The sequence below is a fragment of the Pseudomonas sp. R151218B TE3479 genome (genome assembly GCF_053629195.1).
Genome location: NZ_JBRJHV010000001.1, coordinates 724,784 through 740,797 on the forward strand (window position 1 = coordinate 724,784; position 16,014 = coordinate 740,797).

Consider the following 16,014-nt stretch of genomic DNA (forward strand, 5'->3'; position numbering starts at 1 on the left):
CGCGAGTAGCACGATGTCCCCTGACCTGTGGAGCTTTTCCCTCGACCTCTATGCCAAGCCTGGCGTAGAGCCTGCCTGCCTCACGCTACAGAGCGCCGGCGTCAATGTCTGCCTGCTGCTTTGCGGACTGTGGCTGGAACGACGCGGCGTAACCTGCAATGAACAACGGCTGCAACAGCTTCGACAATTGACCGAGCCTTGGGAGGCAGAGGTAGTGAGGCCCTTGCGCGCGCTTCGCAGTCAATGGAAGACCGGTGCCCGGCAAGACACGGCACTCGAGAGCCTGCGCGAACAGGTCAAGCGACTGGAATTGGAAGCCGAACGACGATTGCTGGAACGATTACAGGCGGCGGCCGGGGATTGGCCTGAGGAACAACCGAATGATTCAGCGCTATGGCTGCAAGGGCTGGTGGCGAGTGCAGACCCAGCGAACCGCGACGCGCTGCATCAGCTGCGCGTCGCGGTGTCCGGCACTTAGGAAGCGCTGGTTGGGGTGCTGCTGGTGGTCGGCGCAACGGCGGCTGGGCTGGTCGCCGTGGCCGGAGTGCTGGCGGTAGGCGCAGGTGTCGCGGTCGGCGCCGGAGCCGGTGTCGCTGGCTTGGCGGCTGGCGCAGTCGCAGGTTTTGCAGCGGCTGGCTTCTTCACGGCCGGTTTAGCGGCGGGCTTGGCGGCAACTGGCTTGGCCGTGGCTGGCTTGGCAGCCGTTGGCTTCGCGACAGCAGGCTTGGCGGCAGCGGCTGGTTTGGCAGCGGGTTTAGCCGCCGCTTTGGCAGGCGCTTTGGCAGCGACGGGCTTGGCAGCCGTTTTCGCAACAGGCTTGGCCGCAGCCGTTTTGGTTGCCGCAGGCTTGGCGGCAGGTTTGGCAGCAGCAGGTTTGGCAGTGGATTTTACCGCCGCTTTGGCAGCCGGTTTAGCGGCAACGGTTTTCATCGCGGCAGGTTTTGCAGCGGCGGTTTTAGCGGCAGGCTTGGCTACAACTTTTGTCGCAGGTTTAGCGGCGGGTTTAGCAGCGGCTTTTACAGCGGGCTTGGCAGCGGCAGGTTTAGCGGCCGCCGTTTTTGCGGCTGGCTTGGCAGCAGCCTTGACCGCTGGTTTTTTTGCCGCAGGTTTTGCAGCGCTGGCAGCGACGGGTTTGGCAGCCGGTTTGCTGGCCGCCTTGGCCGGTGCTTTGGCGGCGGGCTTGGCAGCGACTTTGGCCGGTGCTTTTGCCACGGCGGGTTTAGCCGCTGGCTTCTTGGCCGATACAGCGGCAGGCTTGGCAGCACGAAGCGACAGCGCCTTGCCCGCAGCTTCTTGCACACGACCGACACCCTGGGCCAGTTTCAGGCTTTCCTGGGCATCACGCTTGAGTTGCAAAATGTAGGCGCGGGTTTCGGACTGACGATCCTTCAAGGCATCGAGCAAGTCTTCGAGCTCTTTCACAACGTCCTTGGCCTTGGCTTGCGCCTTGGCCTTGCCAGCGGTGGCTGCGTCTTGCAATTTGGTGCGCGACTTGTGCAGTTTTTCCTGCGCTTTGCCGCGTTGTTTTTCCAGTTTGGCGAGCAGTTTTTCAGCATCAGCCAGGGCTTGGGAGCAGGCGTTTTCCAGATGTTCGAGCAAGCTGCCCGAGAGTTGTTGGAGCAAGTGCAACGGAGTGTTTACAGGCTTCTTGGTGGCCGACATGGTTTACCTCCTGACTGACGTGAGTGCGGCTCATACTAGACCTCTGCTGCAACCGCCGCTAGGGCATGTTGACAGTACACAAGACGTTGCGTTGCAAGGGACGAAAAATCTTCTGCGCCAGTGCCTTGGCAATCCACCTCTACAGATATGGACACTGGCATAATTCCTCGATTCGAGGCCGGAGAGCACACATGTCGCGTCACCTGTTTTTATTCCTGTGCATGGCGTGCGCCACGGTCCAGGCCGTTGAAAAAACCAGCGTAAACGATGCCCACGATCTGGCTTACAGCCTGGGCGCCAGCCTCGGCGAACGCCTGCGCCAGGACGTGCCGGACCTGCAGATCAAAGCCTTGGTCGAAGGTTTGCAACAGGCCTACCTGGGAAAACCGCTGGCTCTGAAAGATGAACGCATCGAACAGATCCTGGCCGAGCACCAGGCGCAACTGAACGCGCCATCGACAACGCCGCAGGCCGAAGCCGCGCTGAAAACCGAGCAGAAATTTCTCACCGAAGAAAAAAGCCGGCCTGGGGTCCAGCAACTTGCCGACGGCATCCTGCTGACCGAAATCAAGCCCGGCCACGGCGCGAAGGCTGGCCCCCACGGCAAGGTCCAGGTGCTGTATACCGGTCGATTGCCAGACGGCACCGTATTCGACTCAAACCGTCAGGCACAGTGGTTCAATCTTGACAGCGTGATCGACGGTTGGCGCAGTGCATTGCCGCAAATGCCGGTCGGCGCGAAATGGCGGCTGGTGATTCCGTCGTCCCTGGCCTATGGCGCTGAAGGGGCTGGGGATGTGATCCCGCCGTACACACCGTTGGTATTTGAAATCGAGTTGCTGGGCGCGACGACCTGACGCTGACCCAACGAAAAACGGTGCGCAATGCGCACCGTTTTTTCATGACCGCGAACCCTCAGGCCTGGACCGCAGCTTCTTCCTTGTGAGCGTTGTGCAGCACTTCGATCAGGCAGTCTTCCAATTCGAAACGCTCGTGCAGCAAGCCGCCCAGCTCCTTGAATTTTTCCGCTACGCACTTGCCTTCATCGCACAGGTCGTTGAACGCCAGCAGCTTCTCGGTGATGACATCGATGCGCGGATAGATCGTCTCGGCCAGTTCAAGGCCGCGCTTGTCGTTGAAGGCCTTGGCCTCGCCCGTCAGTTGTTCGTATATCTCAAAGTGACCGGCAGACACATAGTCGACCAGCACACCGCAGAAATCCTGCAAGGGTTTGCGGCTTTCGCTCAAGGCTTCAGGCTTGGCGCCAAGATCATCGTAGGCCCGAACCAGTTCATGACGCTCCTGCAGCCAGCGATCGATCAGCAGATGCACCCCACCCCAGCGTTCCTGAGCATTCTGACAACTTTCGAGCATGGTGATTTCTTCCCTTGTGAGTCATGCCCCCTCGCAGCCTGCGCACGCCTGATGACCAGGGACAAGCCAGACACAACATGATCGAGCGGCACAATTCCAATAACACGTGCGGGCCAGATTATGCCCGCACGACAACGGCTTCAAGGTACGCAGGAGATAAAGTTCATACAAGTGTTTAATCCAGGGCCCGGACCAACTGCGACGTCTCGCCGCTGAGCGGTCGTACCAGAGCACTCCAGGCAAGGCGCAGCAGCAAGTAGGTCATGGCGCTGGACACCGCGAGAAAAAACAACAGGCTCCACTCGGGGATGCTCAGGTCGAACAACGTCCACGTGATATTTGCACAATCGACGGCGCCGTCGAGGACACGACGCAACGCGCACCACCAAGAACCCGTCGGGTTGAGTGGTGCCGCACAATCGGATAACGGCTCGAACGAGTGGCTTTGCATCAGGACCTGACGCCACGCCAGAGTCATGCCCCCGGACGCAAAAACCAATCCCGCGGCGCCATAGAAGAGACTGCCTCGCTGGCCTGGACCGTGTACGCACGCTACGAGGCTGTTCGCCAGGAACAGCATCAGGCAAAACCGCTGCAAGACACACAGACTGCAAGGCGTCAGGCCGGCCGAATACTCCAGATAAGTGCTGATGCCCAAAGCCAGGGCGGCGGCGATGGAAGCCATGAGAAACGAGAAGCGTGAGCTGGCCAAAGACATGGCGATTCCGTAACAAAAGAGACAAGCAGTTACGGTAGAGGAAAGCCCTCGGGCCTTTCAAGGCAGCCTCGCGCAGACACTTCACCAAGGGTGTAGGGAATTCCCGACAGGTCGCAGAGGATTCGGCGTGGTCAGCTGTAGGACTTTGCTGAAGGTATGACCAAAGCCCCAAAAACAAACGGGTGCCACCGGTGGGAGCAAGGCTTGCCCGCGATTAAAGACGACGCGGTCTTTCAGAAACCGAGGTGCCTGTTTCGCGAGCAAGCTTTGCTCCCACCCACGCGGGAGCGCCGCAATGACTCATCTCAAGTCGACAACACCTGAGCCGGAACCGGCAGTGGCGCGGCCAGCAAACGCTCATCCAACAGCCCCAACCCCTCCTGGAACAACTGGTTGCTGCGCTCGGCATCCCCCAGTTGCGCCAGCAGGCGCGCCAGTTCGGCGCAGGCTTCGGGGTTGCGCTGAACGCGCAAGCTGCTTTCCAGATAATCCCGCGCCTTGCCCCACAAACTGTTCTGCAGGCATAGGCGCCCCAGGGTCAGCAGCAGGCTCGGATCGGTCGGGTGGTCCTTGAGCCAGCCTTCGGCCGCTTGCAACTGGCGGATCGGATCATTACCGCGAACCAAGCCGTACAGGCGCGCCAGATGGCTGTCGTAGTGACGCTTGAGCGCGCCGCGCAGCACCTCCTCGGCTTCAACCTGAGCGCCCAACTGACGCAGTTGCTCGGCATAGGCCAGCACCAGAGTAGGCTCCTGGCGCTGTGCAGAGGTCAGTTGTTGCCAGGCGCGATTGAGCGACTGCAAACCGACGCTGCCGTCCTCCTCTCGGTGGGCCGCCAGACTGAGATTCTCGCCCCAGGCCCGCCGCTCCAGTTCAGCCAGTTCGGCCGGCGGCAGGACCTTATCCTTGCGCAGCTCCGGCAACAGCCGGATCACCGCCGACCAATCGCCGCGCTGCTGATGCAGCCGTTGCAATTGGCGCAGGACCTGGGCGTTATGGGGATGACGCTCATGCATGGCCTGCAGCGTGCTCAATGCGCCATCCGTGTCACCTCGATCCATCTGCAATTGCGCGTGCGTCAGCGCAATGGCCAGTTCCGCCTGGGGCTGACGCTCCAAGGCGCGCTCCAGCAAACTGTCACTCTGTTCGTAAAGCCCTTGTTCGTTGGCAGCGCGGGCGGCGCCCAGGTAATACAGCAACGGTTGGCGCTCGGCTTCGGCGGCACGATGCAGGTGTCGCTGGGCGCTGGCCCAGCGACCTTCGGCCAGGTCCAACTGGCCGTGTTCGATCGCCACTTGCACCCGACGACTGCGGTTGCGCCGCGACCACGGGTTGACCACGCCGCTGGACGTGGTCACCAGCCCAATCAGCGCCCTCAGGCCTCGCCACACCAGCCAGAGCACCGCCACCAGGGCCAGGGTGACCCACAGGCCAGCTTCATAACGGAAGTTCTTGTATGCCACCAGCACGTAACCCGAATGCTCGGCAATCGCCACGCCCAGCAAAGCCGCAGCAGCGATGACCACGAACAGAATCACGTAGAGACGCTTCATGGCGTGGCCTCCTGCGCGCCTGGCGCGGGCAGCGGCTTGACCGACTCCTGGGCATTGAGGTTGCGACGCTCAAGGTAGGCCTGGACGCTGCTCAGCGTGCCCGTGAGGTCCGGGGTGACCACCGTCACCGGCTGCTTGGACAGCTCACCCACGCGCTCGAGCATGATTTTGCTTTGCGGATTGTCCTGGTTGAAGTTGTTCTTCAATACGTCCCGGGCCTCGGTCAGCGCCTGGGTGTATACCGGCGCCTGACCATTGAGGGCGGCCCATTGCGCCTGCTCCAGAGCCAGGCTCAAGGCCAGGCGCACTTGCACCAGGCTTTGCCCGGCCAACAGCGGACGGACGTTCTCGTCGGCGTTGAAGTCGATGCGGATATAGCGCGAGATCTGGTCCCACCACTGCGCCCACCGGCTGGCCCCATCGCCATCGGCGGTCAGGCCCAGCAGCGACTCTCCACGATCCTTGTACTCGGGTGCCAGTTCGGTCAGTTGCAACACCTGGTCACGCAAGGCGCCCAGTTGCAGGAACAGCCCGGTACGATCCGGTTGCTCGGTGCTGCGCAGCGCAGCGAGGGTCTTGGCCAGTTGCTCGCGGGCGGCGAACGAACCGGGGTCGTTCTGTTCGCGCAGGATTTCGTCAGCGCCCTGGACCAGCGCCTGGGCACTGTCGATGTCTTGCAGGGCGGAAAGACGCAGGCTGGCCAGGCGCAACAGGTGCTCGGCCTCCGCCAGGCGCCAATCCTTGCGGCTGGCACCCAGCACGGTTTCCAGGCGCTGGTTCAGGTGCTGCTGATCACCTTGCAACTGGGCCACCTGGCGCCGCCGCTCCTCCAGCTCTTCGGCCGGGGGCAATTGCGCCAGGCGCTCGCTCAGGCGTTGCTCGTTGAGCTTGAGGGTCTGGGCTTGGTCGTTCAGCGCCTGCACCTGGGCGGACTGCTGCTGGTTATTGGTTTGCAGGTGCCGTACCTGCCATACGCCCCAACCGCCCACGGCGACACCGGCGGCGCCGAGCAGCAAGGCAACAACGACCAGCCCATTGCCGCGGCGCGGCGCCACTGGGGGCGAGGGTTCAACCGGCGCATCGATCGCTGGCTGGTCTAAATCTTCTTTTGGCAAGGCTGTTTCGCTCACGTATCCATCCTTTGCATTAGAAAACGGCACGGAGTGTTCCCGTAAAGCCGCCAGCAAAGCCGCGGCATTGGCGCCACGGCAATCCACAACTGTTCGGGCCCCGGCGGCACGCGCCATCTCGGCAACCCTTGGGCTTGGAACAAACAACGGTAATCGCGCCAGGGCCGGCCACGCATCGCCGGCCAACCGCCGCAGATGCTCGAAGCCCTGCCCACTGCTGACCACCAGTGCGTTCAAGCGTTCCGCCTCGACTATCGCCGGCAACGCTCCTTCACCGTAACTGGGCAGGTGGCGGCGGTACAATTCCAGATAATCGACACTAGCACCTTGCTCGCGCAAACGCTCTGCCAGCAAGCCACGCCCACCTTCGCCACGCACGATCAAGACCTTGGGGTCGGGCCGCGAAACAGCCTGGCGCAAGACCAAGTGTTCCAGCAAGGCTTCGCTGTCGTCGCCGTTATCGGGATAAAACACCGTGAGACCGGCATCGGCAAGGATCTGTCCGGTGGCCGCGCCCACGCTGAACCAGGGCTGGTCTGGAGGCTGGGGCCAGTGTTGGCGCAGCAGCTCGACGCATAGGCGTGCGGCCGGCTTGCTGACCACGATCACGGCAGAGTATTGATCCAGTGCCTGGAATATCGCCCGCCCGGCATCGGACAGCGGGACCGGCTCGATATCCAGCAACGGCAAGCTGCTGCTGTAGACCCCCGCTTCAGCCAGGACAGCCGCCAGCGCCGACGACTCGTCCGCCGGCCGGGTGAGCAACAGCCGCCAATCCGTCACGCGTGGCCGGCCTCGCCGTAGACCGCCTTGAGAATGTCGGCGGCACCCTGGCTCAACAAATCTTCAGCCACCCGCACGCCCAACGCCTCGGCATCCTGGCGCGGTGCCCGGGCCTCGGCGCTGAGCAGCCGGCCACCGTTGGGATCCCCCACCAGGCCGCGCAACCAGACCTGTTCGCCTTCCAGTATGGCGTAACAGGCAATCGGCACTTGGCAGCCGCCATTGAGGTGTTTGTTCAGCGCGCGTTCGGCGAATACTCGCGTGGCGCTGTCTGCATGGTGCAATGGCGCCAGCAGGGCGTGGATGTCGCTGTCGGCGCTGCGGCACTCGATACCCACCGCCCCTTGCCCACCGGCGGGCAGGCTGTCGTCGACGCTGATGGCCGAGGTGATGCGGTCTTCAAAGCCCAGGCGGATCAGGCCGGCGGCGGCGAGAATGATGGCGTCGTACTCACCGGCATCGAGCTTGGCCAGGCGCGTGTTGACGTTGCCGCGCAGAAAACGGATTTGCAGGTCTGGACGACGCGTCAGCAATTGGGCCTGGCGACGCAGGCTGGACGTGCCCACCACGCTCCCGGCAGGCAGCGCCTCAAGGCTGGCAAAGGTGTTGGAGACGAACGCATCGCGCGGGTCTTCCCGCTCGCAGATGCAAAACAGGCCCAGGCCTTCGGGAAAGTCCATGGGCACATCTTTCATCGAATGCACGGCGATGTCGGCTTCGTTGTCCAGCAGCGCGGTTTCCAGCTCCTTGACGAACAGGCCCTTGCCGCCGATTTTCGACAGCGGCGAGTCCAAAAGCTTGTCACCGCGACTGACCATGGGCACCAGGGTCACGATCAGGCCGGGATGGGCCGCTTCCAGGCGGGCTTTGACATATTCGGCCTGCCAGAGGGCCAAGGCACTTTTACGGGTGGCGATGCGGATCTCGCGAGGGGACATTGATCAATCCGTACTTAAAAGATACGGCAGATAATAACAGCTCAGTCAAAACCGCTTTGATTTGAATCACGACCCCAAGGCCTCCCTGGCCGCCAGATCCTGGAAATGAAACGCGTTGAACGCCTTGGACCGCCTGGCTTAAAGCTGCTGCATCATCTTGCGCACGCCGGCCACGTGCCGCCGGCTGACAATCAGCGCGTCGCCATTGAGACCTTTGAGGAACAGCTGGAAATGCCCAAGGGGGGTGCGTTGCAGACGCTCGATGCGCTCGCGGGCCACGAGGGCGTTGCGGTGGATGCGTACGAAGCGTTCGCCGAACTCGTCTTCAAGGGCCTTGAGGGGCTCGTCCAGCAACACCTCGCCACTCTCATGGCGCAAGGTCACGTATTTATGGTCGGCAATGAAGTAGACCACCTGGTTCAGGGGGATCAGCTCGATGCCTTTGCGGGTCCGCGCACTAATGTGGCTGCGTGGGCCACTGCCGCTTTCGGCGGCCGGACGGGTCAGCGCCGCCAGTTGCACGCGGTTGGGTCGCTCGGCCTTGCGCAAGGCTTCGAGCAACGCCTCGGACGCCACCGGCTTGACCAGGTAGCCCACGGCACCGGCCTGCAACACCTCGGGCGGAAAGTCGTCCCGGGTGGTACAGAACACCACGGCGGGCGGCGACTCTCGTTCGCACAACTTCGCCGCCACCTGCAAACCGTCCAGGCCAGGCATGCGAATGTCGAGCAGCACAATATCCGGCTTGTGGCTGTCAATAAGGGCCAATGCCTCGTCGCCATTGGTGGCGCTCGGCTCCAGGACACTGTAACCCTCGAGCTCGCCAACCATTCGGCTCAGGCGCTCGCGGGCCAGTGGTTCGTCATCAACGATCAGGACATTCATATTGCGCTGGATTCCTGCGTGAGTCTCGCACAAGGATAGCGTAGACAGGGGAAGTGACATCCGTCACCGCGATCCACGCTAAGACTCGCTCGAGGGCCAAAAAGTGCCGCGAGGCGGTTGCCTATCTTTACCAGCGCTTGCCGACCGATGCCCGAGGCCCGTTGTCGCACGGCGTTGCCGTAGGGATTATTAACTGTCGATCTGACCAATATGAGCTCCCCCCTTTTCTATATGTCCGGTGCGCCATGGATGGAAAAAGCAAAAGTCCTACCGTCCACTGTAGACGGTTGCCACGACGATATTGCTCAATCGAAAAATATCGTTGTGCGAAAACCCGGTTGGATCCCGGGTCTCGATCGAAAAAACCTGCCGACCAGTGCCAGCGCCAGTCCCGGCAACCCTGCTATCATCCGCCGCAGCCTTTAACCGCTACTTTCTCCACAGCCGATCACGAGCGAATTCATGAGCACTGACAAGACCAATCAGTCCTGGGGCGGCCGCTTCAGTGAACCCGTCGACGCCTTCGTCGCCCGCTTCACCGCCTCCGTCAACTTTGACCAGCGCCTGTATCGCCACGACATCATGGGCTCGATCGCCCACGCCACCATGCTGGCCAAGGTCGGCGTGCTGACCGATGCCGAGCGCGACAGCATCATCGATGGCCTGAAGACCATCGAGACTGAAATCGAGGCCGGCCAGTTCGACTGGCGCGTCGACCTTGAAGACGTGCACATGAACATCGAAGCACGCCTGACCGACCGCATTGGCGTGACCGGCAAGAAGCTGCACACCGGCCGCAGCCGCAACGACCAGGTCGCCACCGACATCCGCCTGTGGCTGCGAGATGAAATCGACCTGATCCTGGGCGAAATCACGCGCCTGCAAAAAGGCCTGCTGGAACAGGCCGAGCGCGAAGCCGAGAGCATCATGCCGGGCTTCACGCACCTGCAAACCGCTCAACCTGTAACGTTTGGGCATCACATGCTGGCCTGGTTCGAAATGCTCAGCCGCGACTACGAGCGCCTGGTGGACTGCCGCAAGCGCACCAACCGCATGCCTCTGGGCAGCGCCGCGCTGGCCGGCACCACGTACCCGATCGATCGTGAATACACCGCGCAACTGCTGGGCTTCGACGCCGTGGGCGGCAACTCGCTGGATAACGTCTCGGACCGCGATTTCGCCATCGAATTCTGCGCCGCCGCGAGCATCGCGATGATGCACCTGTCGCGCTTCTCCGAGGAGCTGGTGCTGTGGACCAGCGCGCAATTCCAATTCATCGATTTGCCCGACCGTTTCTGCACCGGCAGCTCGATCATGCCGCAAAAGAAAAACCCCGACGTGCCGGAACTGGTGCGCGGCAAGAGCGGCCGGGTATTCGGCGCACTGATGGGCCTGTTGACCCTGATGAAAGGCCAGCCGCTGGCCTATAACAAGGACAACCAGGAAGACAAGGAGCCGCTGTTCGACGCCGCCGACACCTTGCGCGACTCGCTGCGGGCCTTCGCCGACATGATCCCGGCCATCAAGCCCAAGCACGCGGTGATGCGCGAAGCGGCCCTGCGCGGCTTCTCCACCGCCACCGACCTGGCCGACTATCTGGTGCGCCGTGGCCTGCCGTTCCGTGATTGCCATGAGATTGTCGGCCATGCCGTGAAATATGGCGTGGACACCGGCAAGGACCTGGCGGAAATGAGCCTGGACGAATTGCGCCAGTTCAGCGACCAGATCGAACAGGACGTGTTTGCCGTGCTGACCCTCGAAGGCTCCGTCAATGCCCGTGACCACATCGGCGGCACCGCGCCGGCGCAGGTCAAGGCAGCGGTCGTGCGCGGCCAGGCGTTGCTCGCCAGCCGCTAAAAGCTTCGCGAGCAAGCCCGCTCCCACAATAGATCTTCAGTAGACACAAATCTTGTGAACATTCAGAGATTCAAATGTGGGAGCGAGCTTGCTCGCGATAGCTGACTTCAAATCTCCGAAAAGCTCACTTCTTGGCAGCAATCATCGCCAAAAACGCCGGCATCTCTGCCTCCCTGTCCGCAGCGATCCGCTGCACGTTCGGGTTCTGCTCCAAGCGCTCCATCAGTGCCTTGGCCGCCGGCATGTCTGCCAGCCAATCGATATCGAAGACCTTCCTGCCCACTTGCAAGGCCAGCGAAAGGCTGTAGTAGAAATACAGGTCGGCAATGCTCAGGCTGTCTCCCGCCACATAGGGCGAGAATTTGCCGTGCCGGCCGAGCGAGGCGAACCCCAGCAGCAATTCGGACTTGGACTTTTCCTTGATGGCATCGGCCACCGTCATGCCGAAAAACGCCTCGCCATAGCAGGCCCGCCCCGGCAACTCGATGTACAGCTCGATTTCCCGGCACAAGGCCAACACCTGGGCGCGCTCGAACGGGTCGGTCGGCAGCAGGGCTTTACCCGGTTGGGTTTGCTCGATGTATTCGAGGATGACGCTGGTCTCGTTGATAAAACCCTGCTCGGTCTTCAACACCGGCACCTTGCCGCGCGGGCTGATTGCCAGGGCTTCCGGGGTCTGGTTGCCAAAGAACTGCACTTCTTCGAAGGGCACGCCCTTCTCCAACAGTGCCAGCTTGACCATGTTGTAATAATTACTGACAGAGAAACCATAAAGCTTGAGCATTACAAAGCCTCCAGGCCGTGCGGGGTTGGCAGCCTTGCGTTATAGACCGTCGAGGCATTTCTTGCCAGGCGCATCACGCCGCTGAATGCAGGTAAACTGGCGACCTTTCCTACAGGAGCCGGTCATGAGCGAGCCAACCGATATCGACAATGACGAAGAAGAATTCGTCGAGAACACGTTGATCGAAGCCATCGAAAACCAGATCGAAAGCGACAACCCGCCAGCAGCCAAGGCCACCTTCAACAAGCTGACCCTGGTCGGTTACGAGCGCGAAGAAATCCTCAACCTCATGGCTCATGTACTGGCGTATGAGATCGACGCCATTCTCGAAGAAGACCGCCCGTTCGACACCCAATGGTACGAAACGGCGCTGCGCGCCCTTCCCGAGTTGCCGCCGGAAAAGAAATAAACCGGCAGGCAAAGTTGCTTCTGTGGCGAGGGAGTTTGCTCCCGCTGGGGCGCGAAGCGGCCCCAATAGCTTAACGACTGCTGCGCAGCCGAACGGGAGCAAGCTCCCTCGCCACGACAAATGGCTTCTCTTGCCCCCAAAACAAAAAAACCATGACACTGACACTGGACAGCTCGGCCGAGTGCGCTCACCTTAGTGAAGCTGTCGACCAAATTCCTAGAAAGTCTGGAGTCCTTATGTCGCTTACCCCTGAGCTGGTTGCCGAACTGGAAATCCTTGCACTCTTCAACCTGGACAGTTCCCAGGAAGGCCTGAAAATTCATCAGACCGCCGCCCCTAAAGCAATTGCCGCTGCCCAACGCCTGTACGAGAAAGACCTGATCACCCAGCCCGATGGTGGTTACCTGACGAGCCTGGGACGGGATGCCGCCCAAAATGTCCAAACCGTCCTGACGATACTCAGCGTTCAACAAGAAGCCGCCTGACCCCCCTGCCGCCCACGGAAATCTCCTCTACGGGATTTCCGCAGGCGCACTGGCGCCCGGCGTAAAGAAACCGGCATCAAAAATCCTGTTTTCAGCTTAAGTATTCCCAAGACCGGGCGCTAACCTGCCATCACCCCACGTTCGACGCCGCAAGCCGGTTTGAGCAGACATGACCCGCAATCACGAAATACGCCCCGATCTGGACGAGGGAATCGACCGCAAGGTGCTGAGCCAGTTGCGCGCACGCTTTCTCAAGCTCAACACCGTGCGGCTGGAGCGCGCCCTTGAAGGCCTGTCCCCCCGCCAGCAAGGCGTACTGACGCTGCTGCCGCTGTTTTTCCACGTCAACCATCCGCTGCTGCCCGGCTACGTCTCCGGCAGCACGCCCGCCGGGCTGTCGAACTACGAGCCTGACGCCAACGTCCTCGCCGAAGCCCAGCGGCTGACCCGTTCGTTTTCCTACAAACCCCGGCACGGCAGCAATCCGCCGCGGCCGATCCTTGGCCTGTTCCTGATGGGCAGCCTCGGTACCCTGGCCCAGGCCGACCAGAGCGACATGGACGTGTGGGTGTGCCACGGGCCTGGCCTGAGCGACGATGAACTGGCCGAGCTGCGCAAAAAATGCCAGTTGCTGGAGATCTGGGCCGCGACCCAGGGCGCCGAAGCCCACTTTTTCCTGATCGACCCGGAGCGTTTCGTGCGGGGCGAGCGGGACAACCAGCTCAGTTCCGACGATTGCGGTACCACCCAGCATTACCTGCTGCTGGACGAGTTTTACCGCACCGCGATCTGGCTGGCCGGGCGCACGCCGATCTGGTGGCTGGTGCCGGTCTATGAAGAAGAGAACTACGAGCAGTACACCCATACGCTGATGTCCAAGCGCTTCATTCGCGCGGATGAAACCCTGGACCTGGGACACCTGGCCTACATTCCGCCGGGCGAATTCGTCGGCGCCGGGCTCTGGCAGCTGTTCAAGGGTATCGAATCGCCCTACAAGTCCGTGCTCAAGCTGCTGCTGACCGAGGTCTATGCCAGCGAACACCCGAATGTGCGCTGCCTGAGCCTGCGCTTCAAACAGGCCGTGTTCGCCAATCGCCTGGACCTGGAAGAGCTGGACCCGTACATGCTGGTCTACCGCCGCATCGAGGAATACCTCCATGCCCGTGGCGAACCCGAACGTCTGGAGTTGATCCGTCGCGCGCTGTACCTGAAGGTCAATCGCAAACTCACCGGCCAGGCGCGCAGCAGTGGCTGGCAACGGGTACTGCTTGAGCGACTGGCCCGGGAATGGGGCTGGGACCAGCGTCAACTGGCATTGCTGGACAGCCGCAGCCAGTGGAAAGTCCGCCAGGTCAGCCACGAGCGCCGCGCACTGGTCAATGAACTCACCCACAGCTACCGCTTCCTGACCCAGTTCGCCCGCACCGAGAAAACCGTCAGCCTGATCAACAAGCGCGATCTCAACGTGCTTGGCCGGCGCTTGTATGCCGCCTTCGAGCGCAAGGCCGACAAGGTCGAGTTCATCAACCCCGGTATCGCGCCGGACTTGGCCGAAGACACCCTGACGCTGGTCCAGTCACCCAACAAGAAGGAACCGGGGCAGAACCAGTGGGGCCTGTACAACGGCAGCCTCAACGCCCTGGAGTGGGAGAACTTCGCGCCGATCAAGCGTTGCCGCGAGTTGCTGGAGCTGTTGACCTGGTGCCATCGCAACGGCGTGATCGACAGCAGCACGCGCCTGGCGCTGCACCCAGGTGACAGTGACCTGAGCGAGTTCGAACTGTTCAACCTGCTGGGCAGCCTGCAACAGTCCATCGCCCTGCCCCTGGTCACGGTGGATGAAGCGCAGTTGCTGCGCGCCAGCGTGCCCAGCGAAGTGCTGATCCTGGTGAACGTCGGCGTCGATCCGCTCAAGCACCATCGCGACCTGAATATCCTGATGACCACCGAGCGTACCGACTCCCTGAGCTATGCCGGGGTCCGGGAAAACCTGGTACTGACCCTCGACCAGGTTACGCTCAACAGCTGGAACGAAGTGCTGGTCAACCGCTTCGACGGCGAGCACGCCCTGCTCGACTGCCTGCGCGACTACCTCAACGACCTGCCCGTCACCCAGCGCCAACCGCGCCTGCAGGTGCGCTGCTTCTGCCACAACCGCGCCCAATTCATTGCACGGCGTGTCGAGGAAGTCATCGAAACGGCGCAGACCCTGCTGTTGAGCAGGCTCAATCACCGCTACCTGCTTCAGGTCCAGCAGCATTACCACGTGCTGGAACTGGTGCCCGGCCAGGTCAATCACGTGGCCCTGGGCAGCTTGTCGGCGCTGATGGATTATCTGGGCGAGGAACTGACGGCCTACAGCCCCTTGCACTTGGACCCGATGGCCCTGGAAGACCACGACCTGGCGCTGATCCTGCCCATGGGCCAGCCCGAGTGCATCCAGGTGTTCTACCGCACCAACGAGGACGAAGCCGATCTGTACGTGCTCGATGAATTCAACGCTCTGTGGCAACAACACGTGCCCTATCACGACGAGCAAAGCCTGCTGGTGCCGCTGCAGCGCTTTCTGCAATCGGTGCTGTACCGTCGCGACGCCCTGCTGCCGCTGGACGCCGCCCAGCCGCTGACCCTGGAAACCCTGTACTACCAGTTGCTGCCTTCAGGTGGCCGGGCGCGCCGGATCGAAGCGCGGCAAGCCCCGCAGACACCGGTCAATAAGCCGTTCTATGACGTGCAGGCGATCATCGGCAAAGCGGCGCACGGGCAGGTGCACGTCACCCTGTACTGCGATCAGCAGGAATTTTCCGAACTGGAACATGGCGACCAACTGTTCCGCGTGGTCGCCAGGGAGATCGTCGAACAGCGCCGCGAAGCCCAGCGCTACCGCTGCTACATCACCGACCTGGACCTCTCGGGGCTGGTGGGCGACGGGGCCTGCTCAAGCAATTTGTACCTGCGCTACAAGGCCGACCTGGAACGCGCCCTGAACGAGGCGCTGGCTCTGGTCTGAAGCACCCGGGCACTCAGAGGTGGAAATCGCCGCCTGCTTCGGGCTGGTATTCGACGTCCAGCAAGGTCAGTTTCAACGTCTTGCCGCCCGGGGCCGGCCAGTCGATGTGCTGGCCGACCTTCAGGCCCAGCAAGGCACTGCCCACCGGCGCCAGGATCGAGATCCGGCCTTCGTCGGCATTGGCGTCCTGCGGATATACCAACGTCAGGTGATAGTCCTTGCCGCTGCTTTCTTCGCGGCAGTGCACACGCGAGTTCATGGTCACGACATCGGCAGGCACTTCTTCGTGGCCCACCACGTTCTCGGCGCGATCCAGTTCGGTTTGCAACGCAATCACGCCTGGCAGCGTTTCATCAAGACTGTCGATCAGGCGTTCCAGACGCTGTACGTCCAGGCGGGTAAGGGTGATGGAAGGTGCGGTCATGA

At 61.9% G+C, this 16,014-nt stretch carries 15 protein-coding genes and 1 pseudogene; 6 read left to right on the top strand and 10 right to left on the bottom strand.

What is annotated here, in order from left to right:
- Positions 1 to 13: 13 nt before the first annotated feature.
- On the top strand, positions 14 to 478 hold the full coding sequence (locus tag AB7M32_RS03400; protein ID WP_454249085.1) for a TIGR02444 family protein: 465 nt from the start codon (positions 14 to 16) through the stop codon (positions 476 to 478).
- On the opposite strand, the gene AB7M32_RS03405 is transcribed toward AB7M32_RS03400, so the two are convergent.
- A complete protein-coding gene (locus AB7M32_RS03405) occupies positions 475 to 1,662 on the bottom strand; it encodes an AlgP family protein (protein ID WP_454249086.1) in 1,188 nt (395 codons plus the stop codon). The two genes, AB7M32_RS03400 and AB7M32_RS03405, sit on opposite strands and share 4 nt — an antisense overlap.
- 191 nt (positions 1,663 to 1,853) lie before the next feature.
- Between AB7M32_RS03405 and AB7M32_RS03410 the strand changes: the two genes are divergently transcribed.
- On the top strand, positions 1,854 to 2,519 hold the full coding sequence (locus AB7M32_RS03410) for an FKBP-type peptidyl-prolyl cis-trans isomerase (protein WP_454249087.1): 666 nt from the start codon (positions 1,854 to 1,856) through the stop codon (positions 2,517 to 2,519).
- Positions 2,520 to 2,577: 58 nt separating this feature from the next.
- Here AB7M32_RS03410 and AB7M32_RS03415 read toward each other — a convergent pair whose 3' ends face one another.
- The 7 genes and pseudogenes from AB7M32_RS03415 to AB7M32_RS03445 form a co-directional block, all read right to left on the bottom strand.
- Positions 2,578 to 3,036, bottom strand: coding sequence for an Rsd/AlgQ family anti-sigma factor (locus AB7M32_RS03415; RefSeq protein ID WP_060740104.1), 459 nt, complete (start codon positions 3,034 to 3,036; stop codon positions 2,578 to 2,580).
- Positions 3,037 to 3,211: 175 nt separating this feature from the next.
- A complete protein-coding gene (locus AB7M32_RS03420) occupies positions 3,212 to 3,754 on the bottom strand; it encodes a disulfide bond formation protein B (protein WP_454249088.1) in 543 nt (180 codons plus the stop codon).
- A 305-nt stretch (positions 3,755 to 4,059) separates the two neighbouring features.
- On the bottom strand, positions 4,060 to 5,307 hold the full coding sequence (locus AB7M32_RS03425) for a heme biosynthesis HemY N-terminal domain-containing protein (protein WP_454249089.1): 1,248 nt from the start codon (positions 5,305 to 5,307) through the stop codon (positions 4,060 to 4,062).
- Complete coding sequence (locus tag AB7M32_RS03430; protein WP_454252094.1) at positions 5,304 to 6,437, bottom strand: uroporphyrinogen-III C-methyltransferase; 1,134 nt, start codon at positions 6,435 to 6,437, stop codon at positions 5,304 to 5,306. Before AB7M32_RS03430 ends, AB7M32_RS03425 begins: the two co-directional genes overlap by 4 nt.
- Before the next feature lie 36 nt (positions 6,438 to 6,473).
- Positions 6,474 to 7,220 (bottom strand): annotated as a pseudogene (locus tag AB7M32_RS03435) (uroporphyrinogen-III synthase); the annotation flags it as partial.
- Positions 7,217 to 8,158 carry a hydroxymethylbilane synthase gene (gene hemC / locus AB7M32_RS03440; protein ID WP_158455129.1) on the bottom strand — a complete coding sequence of 314 codons (942 nt, stop codon included), beginning with the start codon at positions 8,156 to 8,158 and terminating at the stop codon, positions 7,217 to 7,219. The pseudogene AB7M32_RS03435 and the gene hemC, both read right to left, overlap by 4 nt.
- 138 nt (positions 8,159 to 8,296) lie before the next feature.
- Positions 8,297 to 9,043, bottom strand: a complete 747-nt coding sequence (locus AB7M32_RS03445) for a LytR/AlgR family response regulator transcription factor (protein ID WP_060740100.1) — start codon at positions 9,041 to 9,043, stop codon at positions 8,297 to 8,299.
- A gap of 462 nt (positions 9,044 to 9,505) precedes the next feature.
- On the opposite strand from AB7M32_RS03445, the gene argH reads away from it, so the two are divergent.
- On the top strand, positions 9,506 to 10,900 hold the full coding sequence (gene argH / locus AB7M32_RS03450) for an argininosuccinate lyase (RefSeq protein ID WP_060740099.1): 1,395 nt from the start codon (positions 9,506 to 9,508) through the stop codon (positions 10,898 to 10,900).
- A 124-nt stretch (positions 10,901 to 11,024) separates the two neighbouring features.
- Here the strand turns inward: argH and AB7M32_RS03455 are convergent, their stop codons facing one another.
- Positions 11,025 to 11,684, bottom strand: coding sequence for a glutathione S-transferase family protein (locus AB7M32_RS03455; RefSeq protein ID WP_454249090.1), 660 nt, complete (start codon positions 11,682 to 11,684; stop codon positions 11,025 to 11,027).
- A gap of 124 nt (positions 11,685 to 11,808) precedes the next feature.
- Here AB7M32_RS03455 and AB7M32_RS03460 point away from each other — a divergent pair, with 124 nt between their 5' ends.
- The 3 genes from AB7M32_RS03460 (at position 11,809) to AB7M32_RS03470 (ending at position 15,588) form a co-directional block, all read left to right on the top strand.
- Entirely contained in the window at positions 11,809 to 12,093 is a 285-nt protein-coding gene (locus AB7M32_RS03460; protein WP_025216092.1) for a hypothetical protein, read from the top strand.
- Positions 12,094 to 12,329: 236 nt separating this feature from the next.
- Positions 12,330 to 12,578, top strand: coding sequence for a TIGR02647 family protein (locus AB7M32_RS03465; RefSeq protein WP_060740096.1), 249 nt, complete (start codon positions 12,330 to 12,332; stop codon positions 12,576 to 12,578).
- A 169-nt stretch (positions 12,579 to 12,747) separates the two neighbouring features.
- On the top strand, positions 12,748 to 15,588 hold the full coding sequence (locus AB7M32_RS03470; protein WP_454249091.1) for a class I adenylate cyclase: 2,841 nt from the start codon (positions 12,748 to 12,750) through the stop codon (positions 15,586 to 15,588).
- 13 nt (positions 15,589 to 15,601) lie between these two features.
- On the opposite strand, the gene rnk is transcribed toward AB7M32_RS03470, so the two are convergent.
- A complete protein-coding gene (gene rnk, locus AB7M32_RS03475) occupies positions 15,602 to 16,012 on the bottom strand; it encodes a nucleoside diphosphate kinase regulator (protein ID WP_060740094.1) in 411 nt (136 codons plus the stop codon).
- Positions 16,013 to 16,014 lie beyond the last annotated feature (2 nt).

Excerpts from the sequence above, each read along its gene's own strand:
- AB7M32_RS03400 (WP_454249085.1), top strand. The coding sequence starts at position 14 with ATGTCCCCTGACCTGTGGAGCTTTTCCCTCGACCTCTATGCCAAGCCT.
- AB7M32_RS03405 (WP_454249086.1), bottom strand. The coding sequence starts at position 1,662 with ATGTCGGCCACCAAGAAGCCTGTAAACACTCCGTTGCACTTGCTCCAA.
- AB7M32_RS03410 (WP_454249087.1), top strand. The coding sequence starts at position 1,854 with ATGTCGCGTCACCTGTTTTTATTCCTGTGCATGGCGTGCGCCACGGTC.
- AB7M32_RS03415 (WP_060740104.1), bottom strand. The coding sequence starts at position 3,036 with ATGCTCGAAAGTTGTCAGAATGCTCAGGAACGCTGGGGTGGGGTGCAT.
- AB7M32_RS03420 (WP_454249088.1), bottom strand. The coding sequence starts at position 3,754 with ATGTCTTTGGCCAGCTCACGCTTCTCGTTTCTCATGGCTTCCATCGCC.
- AB7M32_RS03425 (WP_454249089.1), bottom strand. The coding sequence starts at position 5,307 with ATGAAGCGTCTCTACGTGATTCTGTTCGTGGTCATCGCTGCTGCGGCT.
- hemC (WP_158455129.1), bottom strand. The coding sequence starts at position 8,158 with ATGTCCCCTCGCGAGATCCGCATCGCCACCCGTAAAAGTGCCTTGGCC.
- AB7M32_RS03445 (WP_060740100.1), bottom strand. The coding sequence starts at position 9,043 with ATGAATGTCCTGATCGTTGATGACGAACCACTGGCCCGCGAGCGCCTG.
- argH (WP_060740099.1), top strand. The coding sequence starts at position 9,506 with ATGAGCACTGACAAGACCAATCAGTCCTGGGGCGGCCGCTTCAGTGAA.
- AB7M32_RS03455 (WP_454249090.1), bottom strand. The coding sequence starts at position 11,684 with ATGCTCAAGCTTTATGGTTTCTCTGTCAGTAATTATTACAACATGGTC.
- AB7M32_RS03460 (WP_025216092.1), top strand. The coding sequence starts at position 11,809 with ATGAGCGAGCCAACCGATATCGACAATGACGAAGAAGAATTCGTCGAG.
- AB7M32_RS03465 (WP_060740096.1), top strand. The coding sequence starts at position 12,330 with ATGTCGCTTACCCCTGAGCTGGTTGCCGAACTGGAAATCCTTGCACTC.
- AB7M32_RS03470 (WP_454249091.1), top strand. The coding sequence starts at position 12,748 with ATGACCCGCAATCACGAAATACGCCCCGATCTGGACGAGGGAATCGAC.
- rnk (WP_060740094.1), bottom strand. The coding sequence starts at position 16,012 with ATGACCGCACCTTCCATCACCCTTACCCGCCTGGACGTACAGCGTCTG.